Annotated in this window: 22 protein-coding genes; 7 read left to right on the forward strand and 15 right to left on the reverse strand. The window is 56.0% G+C overall.

What is annotated here, in order from left to right:
- Nucleotides 1–10: 10 nt before the first annotated feature.
- The gene (gene tkt / locus U9O48_RS15975) at nucleotides 11–1,999 is read left to right on the forward strand and encodes a transketolase (protein ID WP_324722783.1); all 1,989 of its coding nucleotides are present in this window, start codon (nucleotides 11–13) and stop codon (nucleotides 1,997–1,999) included.
- Nucleotides 2,000–2,042: 43 nt separating this feature from the next.
- Here the strand turns inward: tkt and U9O48_RS15980 are convergent, their stop codons facing one another.
- From U9O48_RS15980 to U9O48_RS16015, 8 genes are all read right to left on the reverse strand, one after another.
- Nucleotides 2,043–2,765, reverse strand: coding sequence for a molecular chaperone (locus tag U9O48_RS15980; protein ID WP_324722784.1), 723 nt, complete (start codon nucleotides 2,763–2,765; stop codon nucleotides 2,043–2,045).
- Complete coding sequence (locus tag U9O48_RS15985; RefSeq protein ID WP_285149824.1) at nucleotides 2,758–3,276, reverse strand: fimbrial protein; 519 nt, start codon at nucleotides 3,274–3,276, stop codon at nucleotides 2,758–2,760. The genes U9O48_RS15980 and U9O48_RS15985 overlap by 8 nt, the downstream gene beginning before the upstream one ends.
- Nucleotides 3,273–3,812: a fimbrial protein gene (locus U9O48_RS15990; protein WP_285149823.1), complete on the reverse strand. Its 540-nt coding sequence runs from the start codon at nucleotides 3,810–3,812 to the stop codon at nucleotides 3,273–3,275. Before U9O48_RS15990 ends, U9O48_RS15985 begins: the two co-directional genes overlap by 4 nt.
- 21 nt (nucleotides 3,813–3,833) lie before the next feature.
- Nucleotides 3,834–4,871: a fimbrial protein gene (locus U9O48_RS15995; RefSeq protein WP_285149822.1), complete on the reverse strand. Its 1,038-nt coding sequence runs from the start codon at nucleotides 4,869–4,871 to the stop codon at nucleotides 3,834–3,836.
- A complete protein-coding gene (locus tag U9O48_RS16000; RefSeq protein ID WP_285154411.1) occupies nucleotides 4,871–7,483 on the reverse strand; it encodes a fimbrial biogenesis usher protein in 2,613 nt (870 codons plus the stop codon). The genes U9O48_RS15995 and U9O48_RS16000 overlap by 1 nt, the downstream gene beginning before the upstream one ends.
- A 4-nt stretch (nucleotides 7,484–7,487) precedes the next feature.
- Nucleotides 7,488–8,141, reverse strand: a complete 654-nt coding sequence (locus tag U9O48_RS16005) for a fimbria/pilus periplasmic chaperone (RefSeq protein WP_416382228.1) — start codon at nucleotides 8,139–8,141, stop codon at nucleotides 7,488–7,490.
- A gap of 56 nt (nucleotides 8,142–8,197) precedes the next feature.
- Nucleotides 8,198–8,734 (reverse strand): fimbrial protein, encoded by a 537-nt coding sequence (locus U9O48_RS16010; RefSeq protein ID WP_285146840.1) that lies wholly within the window; start codon nucleotides 8,732–8,734, stop codon nucleotides 8,198–8,200.
- Between the two features lie 74 nt (nucleotides 8,735–8,808).
- Nucleotides 8,809–9,372, reverse strand: coding sequence for a fimbrial protein (locus U9O48_RS16015; RefSeq protein WP_285146841.1), 564 nt, complete (start codon nucleotides 9,370–9,372; stop codon nucleotides 8,809–8,811).
- A gap of 384 nt (nucleotides 9,373–9,756) precedes the next feature.
- Here U9O48_RS16015 and U9O48_RS16020 point away from each other — a divergent pair, with 384 nt between their 5' ends.
- Nucleotides 9,757–10,443: a helix-turn-helix domain-containing protein gene (locus tag U9O48_RS16020; RefSeq protein WP_285149819.1), complete on the forward strand. Its 687-nt coding sequence runs from the start codon at nucleotides 9,757–9,759 to the stop codon at nucleotides 10,441–10,443.
- A gap of 136 nt (nucleotides 10,444–10,579) precedes the next feature.
- Here U9O48_RS16020 and U9O48_RS16025 read toward each other — a convergent pair whose 3' ends face one another.
- From U9O48_RS16025 to aegA, 3 genes are all read right to left on the reverse strand, one after another.
- Entirely contained in the window at nucleotides 10,580–11,623 is a 1,044-nt protein-coding gene (locus U9O48_RS16025) for a DUF1176 domain-containing protein (RefSeq protein WP_324722786.1), read from the reverse strand.
- 124 nt (nucleotides 11,624–11,747) lie between these two features.
- Nucleotides 11,748–12,320 carry a GDP-mannose pyrophosphatase NudK gene (gene nudK, locus U9O48_RS16030; RefSeq protein ID WP_324722787.1) on the reverse strand — a complete coding sequence of 191 codons (573 nt, stop codon included), beginning with the start codon at nucleotides 12,318–12,320 and terminating at the stop codon, nucleotides 11,748–11,750.
- 66 nt (nucleotides 12,321–12,386) lie between these two features.
- The gene (aegA, locus tag U9O48_RS16035) at nucleotides 12,387–14,363 is read right to left on the reverse strand and encodes a formate-dependent uric acid utilization protein AegA (protein ID WP_324722788.1); all 1,977 of its coding nucleotides are present in this window, start codon (nucleotides 14,361–14,363) and stop codon (nucleotides 12,387–12,389) included.
- 178 nt (nucleotides 14,364–14,541) lie between these two features.
- On the opposite strand from aegA, the gene narQ reads away from it, so the two are divergent.
- Both narQ and acrD read left to right on the forward strand, forming a co-directional pair.
- The gene (gene narQ / locus U9O48_RS16040; protein ID WP_324722789.1) at nucleotides 14,542–16,233 is read left to right on the forward strand and encodes a nitrate/nitrite two-component system sensor histidine kinase NarQ; all 1,692 of its coding nucleotides are present in this window, start codon (nucleotides 14,542–14,544) and stop codon (nucleotides 16,231–16,233) included.
- 130 nt (nucleotides 16,234–16,363) lie between these two features.
- Nucleotides 16,364–19,477: a multidrug efflux RND transporter permease AcrD gene (acrD, locus tag U9O48_RS16045; protein ID WP_282495481.1), complete on the forward strand. Its 3,114-nt coding sequence runs from the start codon at nucleotides 16,364–16,366 to the stop codon at nucleotides 19,475–19,477.
- 114 nt (nucleotides 19,478–19,591) lie between these two features.
- Here the strand turns inward: acrD and ypfM are convergent, their stop codons facing one another.
- Entirely contained in the window at nucleotides 19,592–19,651 is a 60-nt protein-coding gene (ypfM, locus tag U9O48_RS16050; RefSeq protein WP_100780840.1) for a protein YpfM, read from the reverse strand.
- A 390-nt stretch (nucleotides 19,652–20,041) separates the two neighbouring features.
- Here ypfM and U9O48_RS16055 point away from each other — a divergent pair, with 390 nt between their 5' ends.
- From U9O48_RS16055 to U9O48_RS16065, 3 genes are read left to right on the forward strand one after another with little or no spacing between them, the layout of a single operon-like run.
- Nucleotides 20,042–20,389, forward strand: coding sequence for an ArsC family reductase (locus tag U9O48_RS16055; protein ID WP_285146848.1), 348 nt, complete (start codon nucleotides 20,042–20,044; stop codon nucleotides 20,387–20,389).
- Nucleotides 20,390–20,399: 10 nt separating this feature from the next.
- Nucleotides 20,400–21,527 (forward strand): succinyl-diaminopimelate desuccinylase, encoded by a 1,128-nt coding sequence (dapE, locus tag U9O48_RS16060; RefSeq protein WP_282495483.1) that lies wholly within the window; start codon nucleotides 20,400–20,402, stop codon nucleotides 21,525–21,527.
- Between the two features lie 25 nt (nucleotides 21,528–21,552).
- Nucleotides 21,553–21,750, forward strand: a complete 198-nt coding sequence (locus tag U9O48_RS16065) for a YpfN family protein (protein ID WP_059179411.1) — start codon at nucleotides 21,553–21,555, stop codon at nucleotides 21,748–21,750.
- A 53-nt stretch (nucleotides 21,751–21,803) separates the two neighbouring features.
- On the opposite strand, the gene ypfH is transcribed toward U9O48_RS16065, so the two are convergent.
- From ypfH to U9O48_RS16080, 3 genes are all read right to left on the reverse strand, one after another.
- Nucleotides 21,804–22,499 carry an esterase gene (ypfH, locus tag U9O48_RS16070; RefSeq protein ID WP_285149815.1) on the reverse strand — a complete coding sequence of 232 codons (696 nt, stop codon included), beginning with the start codon at nucleotides 22,497–22,499 and terminating at the stop codon, nucleotides 21,804–21,806.
- A 73-nt stretch (nucleotides 22,500–22,572) separates the two neighbouring features.
- Nucleotides 22,573–24,549 carry a tRNA(Met) cytidine acetyltransferase TmcA gene (locus tag U9O48_RS16075; RefSeq protein ID WP_324722790.1) on the reverse strand — a complete coding sequence of 659 codons (1,977 nt, stop codon included), beginning with the start codon at nucleotides 24,547–24,549 and terminating at the stop codon, nucleotides 22,573–22,575.
- 23 nt (nucleotides 24,550–24,572) lie between these two features.
- Nucleotides 24,573–25,442, reverse strand: a complete 870-nt coding sequence (locus U9O48_RS16080) for a neutral zinc metallopeptidase (RefSeq protein WP_285146850.1) — start codon at nucleotides 25,440–25,442, stop codon at nucleotides 24,573–24,575.
- Nucleotides 25,443–25,530 lie beyond the last annotated feature (88 nt).

Raw genomic sequence — 25,530 nt, forward strand, 5'->3', positions numbered from 1 at the left:
GGAGTGAACTATGTCCCGTAAAGAGCTAGCCAATGCCATTCGCGCCCTCAGCATGGATGCGGTACAAAAAGCCAATTCCGGCCACCCGGGCGCGCCGATGGGCATGGCCGATATCGCCGAAGTGCTGTGGAATGACTTTCTGAAGCACAACCCGACCGACCCGACCTGGTATGACCGCGACCGTTTTATTCTCTCCAACGGCCACGCCTCGATGCTGCTCTACAGTCTGCTGCATCTCTCCGGCTACGACCTGCCGTTAGAGGAGCTGAAAAACTTCCGTCAGCTGCACTCCAAAACGCCGGGCCACCCGGAGCTGGGCTATACGCCGGGCGTCGAAACCACCACCGGCCCGCTCGGCCAGGGGCTGGCGAACGCGGTGGGGCTGGCGATTGCCGAACGCACGCTGGGCGCGCAGTTTAACCGCCCGGACCATGAGATTGTCGATCACTTCACCTACGTGTTTATGGGCGACGGCTGTCTGATGGAGGGGATTTCCCACGAGGTCAGCTCGCTGGCGGGGACGCTGGGACTCGGCAAACTGATCGGTTTTTACGATCACAACGGCATCTCCATCGACGGGGAAACCGACGGCTGGTTTACCGACGATACGGCAAAACGCTTCGAGGCCTATCACTGGCACGTGGTGCATGAAATCGACGGCCACGACCCGGAAGCCATAAAGAAAGCGATTCTTGAAGCCCAGAGCGTGACGGACAAACCGTCGCTGATTATCTGTCGCACGGTGATCGGCTTCGGCTCGCCAAACAAAGCGGGTAAAGAAGAGGCCCACGGCGCGGCGCTGGGCGAAGAGGAAGTGGCCCTGACGCGGCAGAAACTGGGCTGGAAATATCCGGCCTTTGAGATCCCGAAAGAGATCTACAAAGCCTGGGACGCGCGCGAGGACGGCGAGAAAGCGCAGCAGGCGTGGAACGAAAAATTCAGTGCCTACAAAAAAGCGCATCCCGATCTGGCAGCAGAGTTTTCCCGCCGTATGAGCGGAGAACTACCGCAAGACTGGGAAGCGAAAACGCAGGCGCTGATCGAAGATTTACAGGCGAATCCGGCTAAAATCGCCACCCGTAAAGCCTCGCAAAACACCCTCAACGTCATCGGCCCCATCCTGCCAGAACTGCTGGGCGGCTCGGCGGATTTGGCCCCGAGTAACCTGACCATCTGGTCCGGCTCGAAATCGCTGAAAGAGGATATCTCCGGGAACTACATCCACTATGGCGTGCGTGAGTTCGGGATGACCGCAATTGCCAACGGCCTCGCCCATCACGGCGGATTTGTCCCTTACACCGCCACCTTCCTGATGTTTGTCGAGTATGCCCGCAACGCGGCGCGTATGGCGGCACTGATGAAGGCGCGGCAGATTATGGTTTATACCCACGACTCCATCGGTCTTGGCGAAGATGGGCCGACGCACCAGGCGGTGGAACAGCTCGCCAGCCTGCGCCTGACGCCAAACTTCAGCACCTGGCGGCCGTGCGATCAGGTCGAGGCGGCGGTCGGCTGGAAGCTGGCGGTGGAGCGCCACACCGGCCCGACGGCGCTGATCCTCTCGCGGCAGAATCTGGCACAGATCGAGCGCTCGCCGGAGCAGGTCAAAAATATCGCCCGCGGCGGGTATATCCTGAAAGACAGCGGCGGTAAACCGGATGTGATTTTGATTGCCACCGGCTCAGAGATTGAAATCACCGTTAAAGCGGCGGAGAAACTGACCGCCGAAGGGCACGCGGTGCGCGTGGTGTCTCTGCCTTCCACGGATATTTTTGATGCCCAGGATGAGGCGTATCGCGAGTCGGTGCTCCCGTCGAACGTGGCGGCACGCGTGGCCGTCGAGGCGGGGATTGCCGACTACTGGTACAAATACGTCGGTCTGAAAGGGGCGATTGTCGGAATGACGGGATACGGTGAATCGGCCCCTGCCGATAAGTTGTTCCCGTATTTTGGCTTCACGGTTGAGAACGTGGTTGAGAAGGCGTTAGGCGTGATGTAGTGCGCCTTGTTGTGCTCCCCTCTTCCAGAGGAGAGGGGAGCGTTCAGCGCTCATCTTCCCTGGTTTTCTCCTTCTGCTGGGGGAGAAGACTGGGATGAGAGCGTGCCACTAAGGTTTTACGGACTGGCATTAAAGCGGCGTAATCATTCAGACTTTGCCATTGCACCTGGCAGGAAGCGCTTTCGTGGCACCCTGGCACTTTTAGCGAACTAAAGGGGGCGACCATATTCCTTTGTTCTACAGGCTGGTCATTAATTTTAAGCTGACTGAGCGTAACAAAATAGGGCGTAGGATTACTAACCTGTAGCGCCCCATCATTCATTTCCCACTGCAATTTCTGATAGGCCAAATCAGCCCCTTCATTTAACCCCGCAGGACGATAAAAGAGTTTGATCCGAGACTTTACCGCAATTTGCAGACTGTTGGCCTCTGGTCTGCCCGCCGGAATTGCCGCAATGGTCAGGTAAAACAGGCTTTCACGATCGGCGGGTAAAATGCCACCAGTGCGAATGATGCGGATCTTTCCGGCATGTCCGCCGCCGACCATCATCAGCGGCGGCGTGGCGACAAAAATCGTGTTCCCCTGAAGTGGGCTGATTTTGGTCTGTACCAAAAAGTCCGTTGTCGCCGTGTTGTTCATATCAACAGTGAGAGACTCCGCTGCCTCCGGAAAAACAAACCGCGTGCCGTTAATCACGATTCCCGCGTGGACGGTGAAACTGCAAAATAAAGCCAGTACCGGGAAGCCTTTGTTCATTTTATTCATAGGTCATGTTGAAGGTGACGGTGGCAGAGGCGGGGCCAGCGGTCACTTTTGTGCTGTAGGAAGTGAACTGCGCGTAAAAATTTAACGTCGCCGTTGTGGCTCCGGCCTTAACAGGATAGGAGTGGCTAGTGCTGTTTACGGCGATAGTAGATTTTGTATCGTCCAGAATCTTCACGCCCAGGCCGGTGGCCGTGCCCGGCGCGGAGTCCAGGGCTACCAGCGGACTGCCTTTCACCGCGGCAATGCCGGTGAATGTGACGGTCACGTTGCTGACCGCTGAGCAATCCTTAACCCCAAGGGAGAACGGAATGAGATCGCTGCTATCGCCGGACGCTGTAAAGGCGGTGGAATAGACTTCGCCCAGAGTGACTTTAAGATCGCTGGTGGTTACCGCACAGGTCACCGTATGAATATCACCCGTGATATTCACCTTGCCATCGTAGGCAACGGTTACAGGGGGGGTGAGGATCGTCAACAGACAAAAAGAGAGCGGCCCGATGTGATTCATCATGGATACTCCACCGAAAAATAAAGCACAGCAGTTGCGTTTCCCGGTGTCACTGTCGCCAGAGTGGACTTGTAGCGCAGGGAAAAATTAAGTGTATTGTCGCCGCTTTTTAAGGCGTAACTCAGCGGCGATGAACTGTTAATGGCAACAGGCTTCTTATCTTTATCCAGCACCTGGACAGCGACCCCCGATGCTATATTCCCGCCCCCGCTGGTGTCCGTTAATGAAAGCAGCGTCGGGTCTGAGCCGGTTGTGCCCGTGAATAAAATGCCGGCATTTTTAATCATTGATGAGCATTTTTTTAATACGATGGTAAAAGGCGCATCAACGCTGACGCTGCCCACTGATTTAAAATCTGTGGTGGCAAATGAACCAATATGGACAGTCTGGTTTTTACTGTTGGTATCGATGTCACAGGTGCTATCCACAATGGTACCCGTCATTGTCAGGTTGATTTGTGCTAAATCTGCGTACGCGGGACAGGCCAGTATCGGTGAAATAAAAAATAGTCCCGCGAAAACGCTAATGATTTTTTTCATAAGTAAACCTTTAACTCTTCATCAGGCATAGTCAACACGGATATAAGCTTGAGCGGTGAACTTGCCTAAGCCTGGAATTTTACCGGTGGTGCTGACGGGCGTGGCTTTAAATGTCACCGTAGCTTCAGCATTTCCATCCAGATGAAATGGAATTAGACCTGAATTTGGGAGGGTCAGTTTGCCATTGGTATCCATCATAATGACCCCGATGTCAGGGTTATTCGTTTTAATTGCACTGGCGTAGTCTGGAGACGCGTCCGCCTGAAAGCGCACTGTCAGGTTGGCATAGGCATCAACGTTGGTGCATTTAATGGCCGTGCTGATTGTTTTAGGCGAATAGCCAGTCGGAGCTTGCGTTTTGGTGGTAAAATTCGCTGCGGAGATATTGCCAAAATTAACCGTCACCATCTGCCCCGCGTTAATAACACACTTTTGCGGTGCCGTTATTATGCCTGCCATATAAACGGAAGCCATAGGGGTAGTTCCATAATTGCCGCTCACACGGGTGGCGTAAATATCAACAAGCTTTTCGTCGATAATGACTGTTTCACCAATAAAAGCTTTGGCAATATAGAGCGATAGCTTCCCCTCGGAGCCTGTGGTCCACTGATGAACACTGTGAGCTACATAGCATTGCTCAATCCAGTGGTTAGCAACATTATTCCATGGGATGGGAACGAAACTCTGGCTATCACCATTAACTAAAAGAATATCCATAGAAAATTCAAGGTACTCATTGAGTTTATAAAAGCCAGAGGTATGCCCATTAGCCAGAGAGGTTATCGTTTTATATTTTACATCAGCCATACCAAGCCCGGTGCATTCGCAGTAACCTTGATAGTTATCGCCACTGTGCCAGTGGTAAACGTCCGGAATAAATACACCGGGGTGATTGTTATTTATATCCGATATTGCATAGGTGCCAAAGTTATAATGAAATTGATGTGTTGAGGGAGAGGGATAACAGGGACCTTCGCTGGCCCAGACATTATCGATGCTACCGATCAATAAAATAGCGCCAAATAAAAACCGCAGAAAAATAACAGAAAAGACTCTCATTACTGGCACCTCAGGGTAAACAGACTAATCGGTTTATTCATTTCACTCTCGGCAAGCTGGTATGTCGCTTTGCACTGTTCTTTAACGTCATCACCCCACTGGACGGTTAATTCCCCGGTCAATGGCAGCCCCATCAAATAGGCCTGGCCGTCGTCGCCGACGAGGGTCGAGTTGCCGCCGTCACTGCGGCTGACGGTGGCACCAAACGGCACCGGTTTGTTGTTGTGCATTAGCGTCACCATTGCCCGCAGGCCGGTGTGGGCTGCGAAATTCGCCACCACCAGCGCGCCTTCGCTTGGCACCACGTCAACGACGGCATTGTCGATATCCACTTTATCGCCCAGCGTATCGGTATTGAGCGCGATACGGTTCTGGCGGTAGGTGGTGGCATACGGTACGACGGCATAGCCGCGCCAGTCGGTTTTCACCCCGGTGCTGTTTTCAATATCCACACCCGAGGCACCCGGCGCTTTAATGAGCACATTGGTGCTGCCGAGCGGCTGGCTCAGGGTAATGCCGTTGGCATGGGCGACGATCCCCCCACTCAGGCCGTAGTTCACCTGCTGGTAGCCTGCGCCGTAGTTGTAGCCGATGTTGCCGTTGCCGAGTCCGCCCTGATAGTTCAGCGACGCGTTACCGCTGGTGCCATCGCCCTGATTGGCGTAGCCCTGCTGCACCGTGTAGCTAAGGTTGTTGTCGCTGAGCAGCGTGCCGCTGACGCCCGCCGACTGGGTCATTTTGCCGTGGTTATCGGTACTGTTGCTGTAGGTGGCGTAAGCGTTATTGAGAGGGTTGCTCACGTCGCTGTTATCGCCAGAGGCGAGCCATTTTCCGAGCGGCAGCGAGATGCCCAACGCAAACTGCTGGTCGGCCTGCGGCTGACCCATCGCTTTGTTGTAGCTGTAGCTCAGGTTAAAGCTGACGTCATTCAGGTTACCGCTGTAGCCCACCTGCCACAGATTGTCGGTTTCGTCAGTATTCCAGTAGCTTTGCTGGCTACCGGTGACATAAACCGACCCGTTGCTGCCGACCTGCTGCGAAATGTTGATCTGTATTTTGCCGCGTTTGCTGTAGTAGAGGTCGTAATAGTCCGTCCAGTCCGGCTCGACGTCTTTTTTGCCGTCCTGGGTGTCGATGGTATAGCCGCTCATCTGGGTGTAGGTGGTGTCATCCAGGGTATAAAAGCCCTGCGTCGAATAGCGATAGCCGAGCAGCTGGAAGTTGGTGCCCGTCGAGTTCAGCGACTTGGCGTACAGAAAGCGCAATGATTGCCCGCTGTGTTTGCTGTCGTCGGCAAGCGTACTGTTGGCCTGGGTCAGGTCGGCTGAAAATGCGCCGATATCGCCGAGGTTCAGCCCGAGCCCGAGGCTCTCCGCCTGATAGTTTTCCGAGTGCTGCATACCCCCGTAGGCCGTCATCCCGTACGGCAGCCCCCAAATGAGGGTGCCCTGGGCGAAATTCTGGTCATCCTGATCGGCGGTATTGGTGTGATACTGCCCGGCGGTCACGGCATATTTTATTCGCCCTTCGCGCTGTAACAGCGGCACAGCGGAATAAGGCACCGAGAAGGTGGTTTTGCTGCCGTCGGTTTCGGCAATTTCCACGTCCATATCGCCGCTCGATGAGGTCGGGTAGAGATCGTTGATCTCAAACGCACCCGGCGAGACGTAAGTTTGGTAGATGACGTAGCCGTTCTGTTTGACAGTCACTTTGGCGTTGCTGCGGGCGATACCGCGCACCGTTGGCGCGAAACCGCGCAGGCTGTCGGGCAACATATTGTCGTCAGAAGCTATCTGCACACCGCGAAAACCGACGCTGTCGAACACGTCTGACGGGGTATAGCTGTCGCCGACGGTCAACTCTCCCTTCAGCGGGATGATATTTCGCTGCAGGTAGGTGCTGATGTGCTCCCAGTGGCTGGCGCTGCCGTCACCCTGCCCCCCGTCGTAGGTGCCGGATGAATAGTCGTGCAGCCGCCACGGCCCGATGTTCAGCGTGCTTTGCAGATTGAGGTAATAACTGTTGCTGACGCTATCGCCCCAACTGTTACTGCCGGTGAAATCATAGTTCAGCAGCAGCGCGGTGATGCCGTCGTCCCACTGTTCCGGCGGGATATAGCCGCGCGCACTCTGCTTCATCGCCGCCTGCGGCAGGCTGATGTTCAGGTGCTGCTGCTCAAAATCAAAATCGGTACGAGCGTCGGGGATCATCGTCGCCAGCGGCACACAGGCATCTTCCGCCAGAGCGGCGATATCCGGAAACGCTTTCATCTCAACGCCGAGCGCGTCCAGCCGCACGCGCGTCAGGCAGGGCGCGACATCGCCCTGTTTGTTGGCAGGCGCTTTGAACTCGACGTCTTCGGTCGAGACGAACGTCCCGTTCAGATAGATATCGACGCGATATTTCCCCGGCCCGTGACCGTTGCCTTTTTCAAAGCGTTTAAGGCTGGCGACCGCCGACGGATCGTCCGACAAAAAGGCAGGGTTGAAATAGTTATCCGCCCGTGTCACAGGAGAAAACACCAACGTCAACAGCACTATCTGCCGCCATCCCGGCGTACGGAGGAAGGCACGCGTCGGCGGAGTTAACGGAGTGTCCATTCTCGTTCGCATAATGCTATTCCATTATGCCTTTTTGTCCGGCGGTGTTAGCGCCAAAGTCGCTGACCGTCTGAAAGACTATCTCACCCTGAGCGTTGTCCGGAACCGGAACCGTCAGGCTCTCCTTGGGCGGCACCATGGTGTTGGGGAGCTTTTCGCCGCCGACGGTAAACTGCACCAGCGTTACGTAATAGGGGCTCGGGTTTTTAATCGACAATTGTGCGCCCACGCGATGAAAGCGCAGCAGCGCCGGTGCATCCACCGATTTAATCGGCAGATTTTTCGGCCGCACAAACAGCTTGATCCGGCTCAGCACCGCCAGCTGGAGCGTGTTTTTGCCTTTAGTGTCCGCGGCAGCTGAAGGGATAGCCTTCATATTCAGCCAGTAGACCGTTTCACGGTCGGCAGGCAGGTTTTTCGCGCTGATATACATTACCCGCAGAGTGTTTTCTTTTTGCGGCTGAATGACAAACAGCGGCGGGGTAATTGCGAAATCCGGGCTTCTTGCACCGTTTTCATTTTCCACCCAGCTCTGGATCAAAAACACGGCGTTGTCATCGCTGTTGTTGACCGACATGGAAACCTGGCTGCTGCCCGCCGGATAGATAAGCCGGGTGCCGCCGAGAGAGACGCCACCGGCACAGGCCGTGTGGCTGACACAGAGCATCATCGCCGTTAATGCGAAGGGCTGAATAAAACGATGAGTCAACACATTCACCTCAATAACTACGGATAGATAACGATAAAATTCGCCACCACGCTGGCATCACCGGCGACGATGCGCGCTGTGGCGCGGTATTTGGCGATAAAATGCAGGACGTTTTGGCCGTCAATCAGGGTCTTGTAAGAACGTGGAGCACTGTTGGGCACAACCAGATTGGCCTGTTCGTCATAGATCCCGAGACCGACGCCGATGGCTGAACCGGGTCCGTCAGTGATGGCGAGAACCAGAGGATCGTGGCTGTCGGTAACGCCCTGAAATGCCACCCCGGCAGACTGGCTGACGGCGGAGTTGCAGTCAGTTAAGGTCAGGGTGAAACCAATAGGATCGGCCCAACTGCCCACGCCGTTGAAGGCCTCTTTACGTACCTGGCCCATTTCGACGGTCTGGTCGCTGCTTTGGGCATTCACCGCACAGGCAGCATCTACGGCGTTGCCGTTAAAGTGGATTTGCCCCCCGGTTTCATCCGCAGCGGCGCTACAGGCGAGCAAAAGCAGGCCGACAACAGGAAACATCTGCCTGGTAAGCGTCTGAAACGGCATCTTTAGGTCCTTGAAACAGAGAATCATCACGCCGTCCCTGGCGTATTTTTCATCCTTGAATCAGTTTTTCAGGATCAGGAGTAGGTCACGTTGAAGGTCGCGGTGGCCTGCACATCGCCTGGTTTCACCGTGGTGCCGGTGGTGATGTAATCCGCAGAGAAGACCAGTGAGTTTTCACCATTAATCAGCGCATAGGCTGGAGACGCCGTTCCCAGAGCCAGAGCTTTACCGACATTGTCATACAGCTGAATGCCAATACCCACGGCTGAACCCGCACCGGCGGTATTGTCGAGAGCGGTAGGCATAGCTGCAGGGGCGTTACCGCTGAAGGTGATGGCGGCATTTTTGGAGACAGTGGTGTCACAGTCGGACAGCTTGATGGTGAATGGGCGTTTCTGATTCGCCGCGGTACCCGGTGCAACTTTGCCGTCTGCACCTGCAAATTTCGCGGTACGAACCTGGCCCATATCGACGTTAAAATCGACGGAGTCTTCGTCCACTGAACAAGCGGCATCGACAACGGTACCGTTAAAATGCACCTGACCACCGGTCACTGAGGTGCCCGCTGCCAGCGCAGAACCTGATAAAGCCAAAAGGGTTGCTGCGAATAAAGTGTTCAGTTTTTGTGAACTAGTCATGTATATCGTCCTTTATTATTTAAATAAGCTATCTACTAATAGCCCTAAAAATTGTTAAACCATTGCTCGTGCTCACAAATAATTCGTCACATGAACACCAGGGAATTCATGATATTTTGGCATGACGAGGTATTTGTTACGCCGATAATTATGCAGATTTTTATTTTCTATCAAATAGAAAATTTAAACCATTTTTGTACAGCACCCCGTCCAATTATAGACACTTCACCCTACATTTATAGATACTTTGTTATAAGTGAATGAAGCGTTTAAAATAATCTGTATTTATACGACAGCCAAAATATTGAATCATTCTATATTGCTTATTTTAGCAGAGGTTTTACCTGACATTGTAATTTTAGAAACTGTTATCTGGAGAGAGTAATGAAATCGGCATTACATAATTGCGTTTCCGTTTATCAAGATCCCTGCTTTAACCTGGAAAAACCTGTAGCAGAGGTGGAACGAATCATTGAGAAGTTGCTTCCAGCCGCGACTCCGGTCTTCATGCAGGAAGGTGGAGGTGTTATCAACCTGAAACTTCTCAATAAAAATAAGGGCGGGCTTTCGGTCATTTTGTTATTAAAGGGAAAAATGAATTTTATCAGAAAGTCCTCAGGAGGAATACTCTTTGGCACTGCAGAGGGTCCATCTGTATTTGGATTGTTGGGTTCCAGCTTTAAAGAAGAAGTTTTCAAATATGTCGCCGTGGGTGACTGTAATATCTATGCCCTGCCCAGGGATATGGCAATTGATATAATTAACGCTCACAACCTGCTACGTGATGTTCTTAACTATCATGCTTATATTTCTGATATGGAAGTAAGGTACAGTAATCGCCTCATCAATCAAACTCCCTATGGAATTGTTTGTGCGATTCTCTGCGAACTTGCTGCATTACCTGAATCAGTACGATTAAAAACAGGTATTGCTAAATTTATCATTGAAAGAAGTCATATAAGCCGCAGCACGATGATGAAAATTCTGGCTGACTTGCGTGATGGAGGGTATGTGGATATCCAGTATGGAAAACTGATAAGAATTATAAAGAATTTCCCGAAATTTTATTGAGTCTATCGTAAAGCAGATAGAGACTATAATTAAAATTGTGCAATTGCCTGTTTTTGATATGTTCACTCCAACAACACATACAGGCAAATTATGGATGAAACCGAGCTGAGCATACCCCATGACCGCGGCAAAAACGTTACCGCGTGATCCACAGCGTCGGCCACGCGTCTGGCCCGTGCCAGTTGTCGCAGCTCGGCTCTTCCGCGTACCGCACCAGACGAAAACGCTGGCCGTCAAAACGCCAGCGCGTCTGGATCCCGCAGTCGCCCATTCCTCGCCCTAATGCCAGGGTCGTCAGCTCACGGGTTTTCTCATCAAAGCGAGCGTTCATCAGCTCCATCTCGCTGCTCTCGCTTGACGAGACAAACGGCAGGCGCAGCCGCACGGTTCGGGCGGCGAACGGTTTTTTACGCGACACCAGCCACGCCAGATCCACCGTATTGTAAGCCCCTGCTTCACAGCTGATCATCAGCAGCGCTTTGTCATCCGTTAAAGCCGTCACCCGCACTTCGCGGCGGTTAGGGTCCAGCGAGCACTGGCTGTTGTTCATCCGCCAGCTGCCGTAATCCAGCAGATCGTTGAGCTCTTCATGCGTCAGAGGCGTCGGCGTCGGGTTGACCACCGCCACCTCTTTCAGCGCCGGGGCCGGTGGCACGCTGAGCGGCGGTTCATCGCCCTTTTTAATCCACGCGGTTTCACTCCCCACACGCTTTTGCTGGGCATCAATGAACAGCAACGCCGCCTTGAGCCCCGCCAGCGAGATAATCTGTTTGCCGCCTTTCAGCGTCAACGCCTCCCCTTCCTGAATGGTTTTCAGGAATGCGGCGATGGTCGCGGTATCGTCGGTCACCAGATGCCACGGCGTGATTTTCCAGTGCAGCGCATCCAGCGTCAGGGGCTGACCATCGAGCAGCAGGCGAGGTGCAACGGGCGCTTCTTTCACCGGCGACGCTTCCAGCCCACCCAGGTCAATGCGCAGATTGGCGTCTGTTTTGGCCCCCGCGCTGCGGCTTAAGGTCATCACCAGCCCCTGATGCTCACCGGTATTGCGCGCAACGCAAAAGTTCTGGTTGTTGCAGGTCACCTGCCAGTCGGAAAACGCTTGCTGTGCAGGTGCCGCCCAGGCCAGAGGCACAGACAGTACGCTGAGGAATAAAATAAGAAGAATGCTGTGGCGCATGAAAGGCACAATCCCGGAAACAGAAACTCGAAAACTGGCGGTATGTTCGTTTCGTTGCCGGGATTGCTCAATCGGATTTATCGGATAGATTTATCTGAAAGACAATTTACCGATAGTTTATTAATCAAGACATTAGCCCAGAGAGCTGTAAATACTGGAGCAGTATCAACGTTTTACCATCGCGAATTTCGCCGGTTTTGACCATCTCCTGCGCCTGAGTGAACGGAATTTCCAGCACGTCGATGGCTTCGTCCTCGACGCCGCCACCCGCATGGCTGCGCTGCGCGTCGGTGTATTCGGCGATGAAGAAGTGAATGAGTTCCGTCACGCCGCCAGGGGACATGTACAGCTCAAACAGTTTGGTGACTTGCCCCACCTCAAAGCCCGTCTCTTCGATGGCCTCTTTGCGGATGCACACTTCGGGTTCGTCGTTATCCAGCAGACCGGCGCAGGTTTCGATTAAGCGCCCGTCGGCGTTGCCATTCACCCAGGTCGCGACGCGGAACTGGCGGATCAGTACGACGGTTTGTTTTTCACGGCTGTATAAGAGGATGGTGGCGCCATTGCCGCGGTCGTAGACTTCGCGCTTGTGGCGGACCACTTCGCCTTTGTGAGTTAAATCGTAGGTAATGTTGCGCAGGACAAAATAGTTTTCAGAGAGGATTTTATCTTTGATGATCTCAATTTTCAGGCTCATACGGGCTCCAGGACGTAATGAGTGATTCATAGTACGCCCTGAAATCCGCTTTGTCGCCCCGCTGATTTAATGAATTTTGGGCTGTTTTACGTGCAGCCAGTCCATCATCCCCTGTGCGGCGTGCCGCCCTTCGGCCATCGCCGTGACCACCAGATCCGCCCCGCGCACCGCGTCGCCTCCGGCAAAGATTTGCGGATGGCTGGTCTGGTAACGATAGCGGCTCTCGACGCTTGCCACGATGCGCCCCCAGTCATCGACATTTACGCCCTGCGCCTGTAGCCACGGCATCGAATGCGGGTTAAAACCAAACGCCATGATCACCGCGTCGGCGGGCATCACAAACTCGCTGCCTTCGACGGGGACCGGACGGCGACGCCCCTGCGCATCGGGCTCCCCGAGCGCGGTGCGCAGCAGGCGAATGCCGTTGACCTGACCCGCCTCGTCCAGCACCAGCTCGACGGGCTGCACGTTAAACTCAAAGTACGCCCCCTCCTCTTTGGCGTTTTTGACCTCTTTTTTGGAACCCGGCATGTTGGCCTCGTCCCGGCGATAGGCACAGGTGACCTTCGCCGCCTGGTGGCGCAGCGCGGTGCGCACGCAGTCCATCGCCGTATCCCCGCCGCCGAGCACCACCACGTTTAACCCGGCGACGTCGATAAAGGGCTCGGCATCCAGGGACGGGAGCCCCATCAGATGACGGGTGTTGGCGACCAGGAACGGCAGAGCGTCGTACACGCCCGGCGCGTCTTCGTGCGGAATACCCGCTTTCATCGAGCGGTAGGTTCCCACGCCGATAAACACCGCGTCGTAATCGTTCAACAGCTGGGACATCGGCAGATCTTTACCCACTTCGCAGTTCAGTTCGAACTGAATCCCCATCGCGGTAAATATCTCCCGACGCCGCGCCAGTAGGGATTTATCCAGCTTGAAGGCCGGAATGCCGAAGGTGAGTAGCCCGCCAATTTCCGGGTGCCGGTCGTAGACCGTCACACTCACGCCGTGGCGAATCAGCCGGTCTGCGCACGCCAGCCCCGCCGGACCGGCGCCAATAATCGCAATACGCTTGTCGACAGGCATGACGCCGCTCATATCGGGCCGCCACCCTTTGGTCAGCGCCTGATCGGAGATGTAGCGTTCGATGTTGCCGATGGTCACCGCGCCGGATTCATCGCGCAGGGTGCAGGCACCTTCGCACAGGCGGTCCTGCGGGCAGACGCGCCCGGTGATCTCCGGCAGGCAGTTGGTCTGATGGGACAATTCAACCGCCGCGTCGATATCTCCGGCTTTGACGCGCTCAATCCACTGGGGAATGTGGTTGTGCAGCGGACAGGTCCATTCGCAGATGGAGTGCTCGCCGCACTTCAGGCAGCGCGCCGCCTCGCGGTGCGCCTGGTCTGCGCTGAAGGGTAGATAGATTTCGTCGAAATTGTCGGCGCGCTCCTGCGGGCAGAGCTTATCCGGTTCACCGCGCGCGGCCAGGGCCTGCATCTGCTGAATTTTGCTTTGCCGTGACACCACCTCTGTTACCACGCTGTGCCACGGCTGCGCTTCCTGACAGGCCGCACGCAGACGGCGCGCTTTTGCCAGCCGATTTAGCACGTCTGGCGTAACCAGCGTCAGGGCATCTGCCGGACAATTCGCCACGCACGCGGGGCCTTGCGGCCTGCCGTGGCACAAATCGCATTTGTGCGCAGAGGCTTTGACCTGACCGTCCGCCATGGGGGCGATCACAATTTCCATCGTGCCGAACGGGCAAGCCACAGCACAGGATTTACACCCGATGCATTTTTGCTGATTCACCTGTACGCTGTCGTGGCTTTTAGCGATGGCACCGTTCGGGCAGCTTTGCGCGCAGGGGGCGTTTTCGCAGTGGTGACAGGTGACCGCGCTGTGTCGTTTGCCCTCTTTCAGCACCGTAATGCGCGGGACAAACTGACGCTGGCTTAAGACGTGTTGCTCATCATTGTGCGCAATCACGCAGGCCACTTCGCAGGCGTGACAGCCAATACATTGCAGGTTATCGGCCATAATAAAACGATTCATAAAGGCACCTGTTCTGGTAGCATTAACCCTATTTTTTATATGAATATTGACCACCCCGTCAGTCCCAGGCAATGGTCATTTGCCCAGGACGGGGGACTATTTACGACTTACCTGTGACAGATCAATTTATTTCATCCCAGGTAAAATTGCGTTTCAGTAACGTTCAGGAAACCGAGTTGTGATCGTTAAACGTCCTGTATCTGGAAGCCTGGCCCAGGCTTTTATCTCGATAATTTTGCTCTCCGTGCTGACCAGCGGCATTGCGTTGATGACGCTTGCCAGCAGTCTGCGGGACGCCGAAGCCATTAATATCGCGGGTTCACTGCGCATGCAGAGCTACCGGCTGGGCTACGATCTCGAACGCAACAGCACCGCATTTTCTGACCATCGCCTTCACTGGCAAAGCACCCTCAACTCCCCGGTACTCAAAGAGCTGGATCGCTGGTACGTGCCGGAATCGGTGAAAACTGGCTATCAGCAGCTCCAGATTGCGTGGGTGGAGATGGACCGCCATCTCGAAGCGGGGGATAAAGCCTGGTATCAGGACCATATTCAGCAATATGTGGAGCGTATTGATACCTTCGTGCTCGCCCTTCAGCACTACGCGGAACATAAAATGCAGCTGGTGGTCGCCATTTCACTGGCGGGAGGCTTAGGAATTTTACTGCTGGTGATCATGACGCTGCGCGGGATCCGCCGGGAAGTGGTCGCTCCGCTCAATCATCTGGTGTACGCCAGCCAGAAAATGGAACAGGGCAATTTCGACATTCAGGCCGAGGACACGCACCTGCCCAACGAGCTGGGGCTGCTCTCGCGCACCTTCAACCACATGTCCGCCGAGCTGCATAAGCACTATCGCTCGCTTGAGAGCACGGTTGAAGAGAAAACCCGCCATCTGAATGAAGCCCACCAGCAGCTCGAAATGCTGTTCAAATGCTCGCAGGCGCTGAATGCCAGCCAGATAGACACCCATTGTTTCCGCCACATCATCCAGATCGTTCAGGAATATACCGGCATGAGCTATCTGGAACTGCAGGCCGGAGACAACTGGCAGGTGTGCGAAGGGACAAAAAAAGCCGAACGCGAGACCTTTACCCTGCCGGTGGTGATGCAGGAGACGCGCTTTGGCGAGCTGCGCTGGCAGAGCGACAGCGTGGTGCCGGAGCCGCTGATGAAAAGCGTGGCGACAATGCTCGGGCGCGGCCTCTACTTTAATCAGGCGCAAAAACACTTCCAGCAGCTGCTGCTGATGGAGGAGCGCGCCACCATTGCCCGCGAACTGCACGACTCCCTGGCGCAGGTGTTGTCCTACCTGCGCATTCAGCTAACGCTGCTCAAACGCGCGGTACCGGACGATAACGTCCCGGCGCAGACCATCATTACTGATTTCTCGCGCGAGCTGAACAACGCCTGGCGACAGCTGCGCGAGTTGCTGACCACCTTCCGCCTGACGCTCAATCACTCCAATCTTCCGGCGGCCCTGCATGAAGCGCTCGGCGGCCTGCAAAGCCAGACCAGCGCGAAGCTGGAGCTGGACTGCCGTCTCTCGTCCCTGGCGCTGGACGCCCAAAAGCAGGTCCATCTGCTGCAAATTGTACGTGAGGCGGTGCTGAACGCCATCAAACACGCCCAGGCGACGGTGATTACCGTCAGCTGCGTCACCGCACCAGACGGCGAGCATACGGTCTATATTCGTGATAACGGAATTGGGATCGGGGACGCGAGCGAACCCCCGGGGCATTACGGGCTGAACATCATGCGCGAGCGCGCCGAACGGTTGGGCGGCTCGCTAAGTTTCTCGCAGCCGCAGAACGGCGGAACCCAGGTGTGTATTCGTTTTCGCACGCCGGAGCCTGAGGTCGGAAAGTAAACAATGCGCTGTAAATGCGCATGATAATTTACACTAACTCCTTTTTTTCTCCACGTTTGGCATCCGCCTTGCCGCTAGAGTTAAGCGGGCAATAAACAATAACGATGCAAGCTTACGAGGTCTTATTTTCATGGCGAATTTTTTCATTGATCGCCCCATTTTTGCCTGGGTGCTGGCAATTATTTTATGTCTGACCGGCACTCTCGCCATTTTGTCTTTACCTGTTGAGCAATATCCCGATCTGGCCCCGCCGAACGTGCGTATCACCGCGAACTATCCGGGTGCGTCGGCGCAAACCCTGGAAAACACCGTCACCCAGGTGATTGAACAGAACATGACCGGGCTGGATAACCTGATGTACATGTCGTCGCAGAGCAGCGCGACGGGTCAGGCGACCGTGACCCTGAGCTTTACCGCCGGCTCCGATCCCGACGAAGCCGTCCAGCAGGTGCAAAACCAGCTGCAATCGGCGATGCGTAAGCTGCCGCAGGCGGTGCAGAACCAGGGCGTGACGGTGCGTAAAACCGGCGATTCCAACATCCTGACCATCGCCTTCGTCTCCACCGACGGATCGATGGATAAGCAGGATATTTCGGATTACGTCGCGAGTAACATTCAGGACCCGCTGAGCCGTATCAACGGCGTCGGCGATATCGACGCTTACGGCTCGCAGTACTCCATGCGTATCTGGCTGGATCCGGCGAAGCTGAACAGCGTCCAGATGACCGCCACCGACGTGACCAATGCCATCAAATCTCAGAACGCGCAGATTGCCGTCGGGCAGCTGGGCGGTACGCCGTCGGTGGATAAACAGGCGCTGAACGCCACCATCAACTCCCAGTCCCTGCTCCAGACGCCGCAGCAGTTCCGCGATATCACCCTGCGGGTGAATCAGGACGGGTCCGAGGTGCGTCTTGGTGATGTCGCCACCGTCGAAATGGGCGCGGAAAAGTACGATTATCTGAGCCGGTTTAACGGTAATCAGGCGTCCGGTATCGGGGTGAAACTGGCCTCCGGCGCGAACGAGATGGCGACCGCGAAGCTGGTTATCGACCGGCTGGATGAACTCTCCCAGTACTTCCCGCATGGGCTGGAGTACAAAGTCGCCTATGAAACCACCTCTTTCGTGAAAGCCTCGATTGAGGACGTGGTCAAAACGTTGCTCGAAGCCATCGCGCTGGTGTTCCTCGTGATGTACCTGTTCCTGCAAAACTTCCGCGCCACGCTGATTCCGACTATCGCCGTTCCGGTGGTACTGCTCGGCACCTTCGCCGTACTGTACGCCTTTGGCTACAGCATCAACACCCTGACGATGTTTGCGATGGTGCTGGCGATCGGCCTGCTGGTGGATGATGCCATCGTGGTGGTGGAGAACGTCGAGCGCATCATGACCGAAGAGGGTCTGTCGCCGCGAGAGGCGACGCGCAAATCGATGAGTCAGATTCAGGGCGCGCTGGTCGGCATCGCCATGGTGCTCTCCGCCGTCTTTGTGCCGATGGCCTTCTTCGGCGGCACCACCGGCGCAATTTACCGCCAGTTCTCGATCACCATTGTCTCGGCGATGGTGCTCTCGGTACTGGTGGCGATGATCCTGACGCCCGCGCTCTGCGCGACGCTCCTCAAGCCGTTACACAAGGGCGAACAGCACGGCCAGAAAGGCTTCTTCGGCTGGTTTAACCGCATGTTTAACCGCAATGCGGCGCGCTACGAAGCGGGGGTGGGGAAAATCCTCCACCGCAGTCTGCGCTGGATACTGATTTACGTCCTGCTGCTCGGCGGGATGGTGTTCCTGTTCCTGCGCCTGCCGACCTCGTTCCTGCCGCTGGAAGACCGGGGGATGTTTATTACCTCCGTGCAGCTCCCGAGCGGCGCGACTCAGCAGCAGACGCTGAAAGTGGTGGAAAACGTCGAGTCGTACTTCTTCACCAAAGAGAAAGACAACATCGTGTCGGTGTTCTCCACCGTCGGCTCCGGCCCGGGCGGGAACGGGCAGAACGTCGCGCGTATGTTCGTGCGCCTGAAAAACTGGGACGAGCGCGACAGCAAAACCGGCTCCTCCTTCGCCATTATCGAGCGGGCCACCAAAGCCTTTAGCCACATCAAAGAGGCGCGGGTCTTTGCCAGCAGCCCGGCGGCGATCAGCGGCCTCGGCAGTTCGGCGGGCTTTGATATGGAACTGCAGGATCACGCCGGTGTCGGACACGATGCCCTGATGGCCGCACGCGATCAGCTGCTTGAGCTGGCGGGTAAAAATCCGGAGCTGACGCGCGTGCGTCACAACGGCCTGGATGACAGCCCGCAGCTGCAGGTCGATATCGATCAGCGCAAAGCGCAGGCGCTGGGCGTGTCCATCGATGACATCAACGACACGCTGCAAACCGCCTGGGGTTCCAGCTACGTGAACGACTTTATGGATCGCGGACGCGTGAAAAAAGTCTACGTTCAGGCCGCCGCGCCTTACCGCATGCTGCCGGACGACATTAATCTCTGGTATGTGCGCAATAATTCCGGCGGCATGGTGCCGTTCTCCGCCTTCGCCAGCTCCCACTGGGAGAGTGGTTCTCCGCGACTGGAGCGCTACAACGGCTACTCCGCGCTGGAGATCGTCGGGGAAGCCGCGCCGGGTGTGAGTACCGGGACGGCGATGGACATCATGGAAAATCTGGTGCATCAGCTGCCTGCCGGTTTTGGCCTGGAGTGGACGGCGATGTCCTATCAGGAACGCCTCTCCGGTGCGCAGGCCCCTGCCCTGTATGCCGTCTCCCTGCTGGTGGTATTCCTCTGTCTGGCCGCCCTGTATGAAAGCTGGTCGGTACCGTTCTCGGTGATGCTGGTGGTGCCGCTCGGGGTGATTGGCGCTCTGCTTGCGACCTGGATGCGCGGTCTTGAGAATGATGTTTACTTCCAGGTGGGGCTGTTGACGGTGATCGGGCTATCGGCGAAGAACGCCATACTGATCGTTGAGTTTGCCAATGAGATGAATTCGAAGGGCCACGATCTGCTCTCGTCCACGCTACACGCCTGTCGTCAGCGTCTGCGCCCAATCCTGATGACCTCGCTGGCGTTTGTGTTTGGCGTCCTGCCGATGGCCACCAGCTCCGGCGCAGGCTCCAGCAGCCAGCACGCGGTCGGGACCGGGGTGATGGGCGGGATGATCTCTGCGACCATCCTCGCCATCTACTTCGTTCCGCTGTTCTTCGTGCTGGTGCGCCAGCGCTTCCCGTTAAAAGAAAAGCCGGAGTAATCAGGCAATAAAAAAGGCGGCTTTGATAGCCGCCTTTTTAACGTGTGATTTGTTAAAAAACTATCACATCATTTTTATAACTAAATTAAGTGCTCTTGCAGTTCTTCCTGAATGTCATTTACGAAGCATGTCTTCGATAAAATCTTTCCAGTTCCCCAGTTCACGTTCAATCATAACAACCTCTCTTATTATTATGCGTATTCTATGAGAATATATCGGCATTGTGAAGATAATTTAATCAATGGTTACGATTGGCTCCCCCGCTTGCTGTGCTGGCCCTGAGACAAATATGGCCCTATCTCCTTTAATTTTATGTGACCAATCGCAATATTTAGAAACAACCATACGAGCGGGTGATAATCTTATTCTGGACTGACTTTAAAGGAAATTTAACGCGACTGGACAATTATGCGTAAAAGATGAAACACTATTCAGCTAACAGCTGTAAGTTGAATTAATCGGCATAGCTGAATTAACGATAAGCTGAATGTGTTATATTTCTCCAAACAATATAAAGTCGAAAAAATTGAACATTCGCTATAAATAAAGACAAAAGGATTCACCATGATTGTGATGTACGGCATTAAAAATTGCGACACCATCAAGAAAGCCCGCCGCTTCCTGGAAGCCAATAACGTTGATTATCGCTTTCATGACTATCGCGCCGACGGCCTGGATGCGGAATTCCTGCATAGCGCGATCAAAGAGCTGGGCTGGGAAGCGCTGCTGAATACACGCGGGACCACCTGGCGAAAACTCGATGAATCTGTGCGCAATTCCATCACGGATGCCGACAGCGCAGCGAAATTAATGCTCGAAATGCCAGCGATCATCAAACGCCCATTGCTCTGCGCGCCAGGGCAGCCTATGCTGCTGGGTTTTAGTGAATCCAGTTATACACAAATCATTTGAGGTGTAGTCTATGTCTTGCCCGGTCATTGAGCTGACTCAGCAGCTTATTCGCCGTCCCTCCCTTAGCCCGGACGACGCAGGTTGTCAGGCATTAATGATTGAGCGCCTGCGCGCCATTGGTTTTACCGTTGAGCGTATGGATTTTGGCGACACCCAGAACTTCTGGGCATGGCGCGGCCAGGGCGAAACGCTGGCTTTTGCCGGACACACCGATATCGTCCCTGCGGGCGACGCTGACCGCTGGATCAACCCACCTTTCGAACCGACCATCCGCGACGGTATGCTGTTTGGCCGCGGCGCGGCGGACATGAAAGGCTCGCTGGCGGCAATGGTCGTCGCCGCGGAACGCTTTGTCGCCCAGCACCCGAACCACAAAAATCGCCTCGCGTTTTTAATCACCTCCGACGAAGAAGCCAGCGCCAAAAATGGCACCGTCAAAGTGGTGGAAGCCCTGATGGAGCGCCGCGAGCGTCTGGATTATTGTCTGGTGGGTGAGCCGTCGAGTACCGAAGTGGTGGGCGACGTCGTAAAAAATGGCCGTCGCGGCTCGCTGACCTGCAACCTGACGATCCACGGCGTACAGGGCCACGTCGCCTATCCGCATCTGGCGGATAACCCGGTACACCGCGCCGCGCCGATGCTCAACGAACTGGTGGGCATCGAGTGGGATAAAGGCAACGAATTCTTCCCGCCGACCAGTATGCAGATTGCCAACGTGCAGGCCGGGACCGGCAGCAACAACGTCATTCCGGGCGACTTCTTCGTGCAGTTCAACTTCCGCTTCAGCACGGAGCTGACGGATGAGATGATCAAATCCCGCGTCATCGCCCTGCTGGATAAGTACGAACTGCGCTACACCCTGGACTGGTGGCTTTCCGGCCAGCCGTTCCTGACGCAACGCGGCAAGCTGGTTGATGCGGTGGTTAACGCTATCGCGCACTATAATGAAATTAAACCGCAGCTCCTGACCACCGGCGGTACCTCAGACGGACGCTTTATCGCCCGGATGGGTGCGCAGGTTGTCGAACTGGGCCCAGTAAACGCCACCATTCATAAAATCAATGAATGCGTGAACGCGGCTGATTTACAGCTACTGGCTCGTATGTATCAACGTATCATGGAGCAACTCGTCGCCTGACGACTGCTCTGAGAAGGAATAGCGAATGGACTGGCTGGCTAAATATTGGTGGATTCTGGTGTTGGTGTTTCTGGTAGGCGTGCTGCTGAACGTGATCAAAGATCTGAAGCGCGTGGACCACAAGAAGTTTCTCGCCAACAAACCTGAACTTCCCCCGCATCGTGACTTTAACGATAAGTGGGACGATGACGACAACTGGCCGAAGAAAGACCAGAAGAAATAGTCTCATTCTGCACCCAACAGTTCCCTCTCCCCTATGGGGAGAGGGGTAATGACTCACATAAATTCCACAATATCGTCGTCGTTCGGCTTACTGCCGCTTAACGCTTCGTCGAAATAGTGCTTCGGCACGGTAAAACGCAGGTGATCCAGCGCGAACTGCATGCTGCGATCGTCAATGGCGTGACCCAGTTCATCCACGATATCCAGCGTCACATCCCCGCCTTCACGAATCAGCGCTTCCTGCGCGGCGACCGCATGGGACAACTCAATCACGCGATCTTCTCCGCCGTGGATCAGGTGGATCGTCGTTGCCGTCGTGGCGCTCTGCGGTAAGGTCGCGAAGCGGCCGTTAAAGGCAACGACGCGGGACGCCAGCCCTGGCAGCGCTTTCACGCTCTCGAGCGACATAATCGCCCCCTGCGAGAAACCGATCAGCGCGGTCGCCCCGGCACCGACGCCACTCTGTTGTTGCCAGTAGCGCACGGTTTCAATGAAGGTCGGCATGATGGCATCGATACGCGCCTGACGGTTCTCTTCCGTCACGCCCTGCACGGAAAACCACTGACGCCCCTGAGGGCCGCAAGGCTCTACGCCGCCGATACTGACAATGAGCGCGTCCGGGAAAATCGGCGCAAACCAGCTGCCGATTTGCCCCATATTCACTGCATTATCACCGACACCATGAAACAGCAGCAGCAGTTGCTGCGCGGGGCTGGAAGGGCTTTGGACAACAAAATGGTCATGTTTCATGGCAGTCTCCTTAATTGATAGTCAGGATTTTACGCCTCTCTGGGGTAATGACCATGCCACTTCATTGAAGAAGTCATTGAAAAAATTGCCATTGCAAAATGTCAGTCTTGAGCTGCTGAGCGCGTTCGACATCAAGATAGTCAAGTGCTTGCGCCGCCTCCAGACGCTGTCGCGCCAGCAGCGGTTTTCGCCCCTGAAGCGCCAGATCGGCACACAGCCAGGCGTCGTCTCGGTTCTCTTCCAGTTTGCCACGCAGCGCCTGAAGCGGCAGAGTGACCGCCAGCAGCAATCGCGTCAGCGCCGGCGCAGAGGTCGCCAGCGGTCGATGGGCAAAGGCGAAACCGCCCAACTCCAGCCAGTCATCATCATTAAGGGTAGTCTCCCAGCGATCGTCCACCGGGATCTTTTCGCCGTTCCACTGCTCAATGATGCGCGCATCGCGGCACAACCGCTGGTGCTCCTGCGCGCACAGCGCCTGCCCTGCCTCACTGACAGGCCGCAGCGCCATCGCTGTGAAACACCCGCTGCTGGCTTCGCGATGGGTTCCCATCCGCACCAGCACAAAGCCGCAGCGCTGCCAGAAGCGCCACAGCTCATCGGTGTAACCGAAGCTCACAGAGAAATAATCCTGCTGCGCATGACGGCTTGCATCAGCGATAAGCGCCTGGCCGATGCCCTCGCGCTGACGCGAAGGATGAACCGCCACGCGTGTGACGCGTCGCCCGATAAGGGTCGCGGCCAGCGGTGAACCGCCGTGGGCGGCAAGGGATTGCGCCACCAGATTGCCGCGTGGACGTCGATATCCCGCCCACACCGCCTGACTCAGCTCTGGGGTCAATCCGCCCTCGTCCACCAGCCACAGCGCACCCGCCAGTTTTTCCCCGATGCGGGCGACGGCAAAATGCTGGCCCGGCGCGTCCATCATCCGGCGTAGATCCAGGGGAGACGTGCGGTAGTGCGCGGAGCACAACAGCCTGTAGATGTCCGCCGCAAGCTGTGGCTGGCGCGCCCAGGCGTTTTGTTCCAGTGCGAGGATCTCGGGTGCGCCGTTGGGAGTCACATCCACAACGTCGTCAAATAACAGCGCGTCAGCCACCACGCGCTCAAGGGGGCAGCCAGGTGCCCAGCGAATCGGTTCAGAAAGGGTGAAATGATGTAGCCCGCTGAACCGGGCGCAGAATTTGAGTAAGAATCCGCGTCCCGTGCCTTCATAGCCCTGAATGGTCGTCGTGAGTAATACGCGCGGGAAACGCGACACCAGCTGTTCCAGCAAAGGGCCGGGGATCGCGGCGGCTTCATCGACAATCAGCCAGTCGGCCTGTTGGTCAGAGGCCAGCAGGGAGTCGGGTGCCATAAAGTGGTAGTTATCCTGCGCGAAGCGGGCGATGACGTCCGTCGCCCCTTTCGCCGGAGCGGTAACAATAGCGTGGCCCGAAATGCGGCTCAGCAACATTCCTGCTAGCGCCGATTTCCCGCGTCCGCGAGGGGCGGTCACCACCGCCACGCCGGACTGCATCTGACATAATGTCGCCAGAATCTCAGCCTGTTCGCGCTGCGGCTCGCCGCTGGCGGGCTGCCAGTCGGGTGCGGAAGGAAGCGTACTATCCGGGAAAGGTTGATGCTGTTGCCAGACCATCACGCCGGGATCCTGGCTCACGGTTCGGCAAAAATGGTGGACAAAATGCGGCGTCGCGATGGGATGTTCGGTGTCGCTCCAGCGCAGGGAGTCGATGTCGGGCTGTTCAGGCCAGGCCGCGAAAGGCGGGGTGAGTAACACCAGCAGGCTTCCGGCGCGGAGCGTTCCGCTGAGCGCCGCAAAGGTTGAGACGTCAAACCCGCGACGGGCATCGAAAATCGCGTGGCGGTATTCGCGCCCGAGCAGGCTTTTTAAGGCCTGAGGCGCATCGTTCTCCATTCGCAGCCAGTCGCCCGCCAGCGCCTCACGAAGCCGCTCGGACTGCGCCTGCGACCACGCTTCGTCGCCGCTAATGACCAGCAGTCGACGATGCCCTTCCCGCTTTAACTCTGCAACCAGACGGTCAAACATCATGGCCTCTTCCCTGGCGCAACACATCACATGGCTTTACCGAAGGTGTTGCACTGGGCCGGATCGCCGCTCGCAAAACCGCGTTTGAACCAGGTGTAGCGCTCTTCGGATGTGCCGTGGGTGAAGCTGTCAGGCACCACGCGGCCCTGACTCTGCTGTTGCAGACGGTCGTCGCCGATGGCCTGCGCGGCGTTCAGCGCCTCTTCCAGATCGCCTGACTCCAGCACGCCCTGCTGCTGCATGCTGTGGCCCCAGACGCCCGCGAAGCAGTCGGCCTGCAGTTCCATGCGTACGGACAGGCGGTTTACCTCGGTCTGGGAGGCGTTTTGCTGCAGCTGGCGCACTTTGGGCTCGATGCCGAGCAGTTTCTGCACGTGGTGGCCGACTTCATGGGCAATCACATAGCCCTGAGCGAAATCGCCGTCAGCGCCGAGCTTGCGTTTCATGTCGTCATAGAAGGAGAGATCGATATAGACGGTGCTGTCCGCCGGGCAGTAGAACGGACCCATCACGGACTGGCCGGTGCCGCATCCCGTGCGCGTTGCGCCGCGGTACATCACCAGTTTTGGCTGCTGGTAGGTGCGACCCATTTTTTCGAACTGCTGGCTCCACGTATCTTCGGTGGTCGCCAGAATCACGGAGGTAAATTTGGCGGCTTCATCTTCGTTCGGGCTGATGGAGCGCTGAGATTGTTGTTGCTGTTGCACCGGTTCCCCGGTCATTAAACCGGTCAGATCGACACCGTAGTAGCCCGCCACCAGCACGATAAGCAACAGCACAATGCCGCCTTTACCGCCGGGAAGCCGCATGCCGCCTCCGCCCATGGAGGGCCCCATGCCGCCACTGCTGCGTCTGTCTTCTACATTGTCACTTTCACGACGCCCTTGCCAGCGCATAACCACCTCGAAATTCTCTTCATATTGATAGAGTGATCGTAGGCGGTTAACGGGCGGATTACCATAGGAAACAAGGGTAAGAAGCCAA

Origin of the sequence: Lelliottia sp. JS-SCA-14 (genome assembly GCF_035593345.1) — a bacterium.
Lineage (GTDB): Bacteria > Pseudomonadota > Gammaproteobacteria > Enterobacterales > Enterobacteriaceae > Enterobacter > Enterobacter wanjuensis.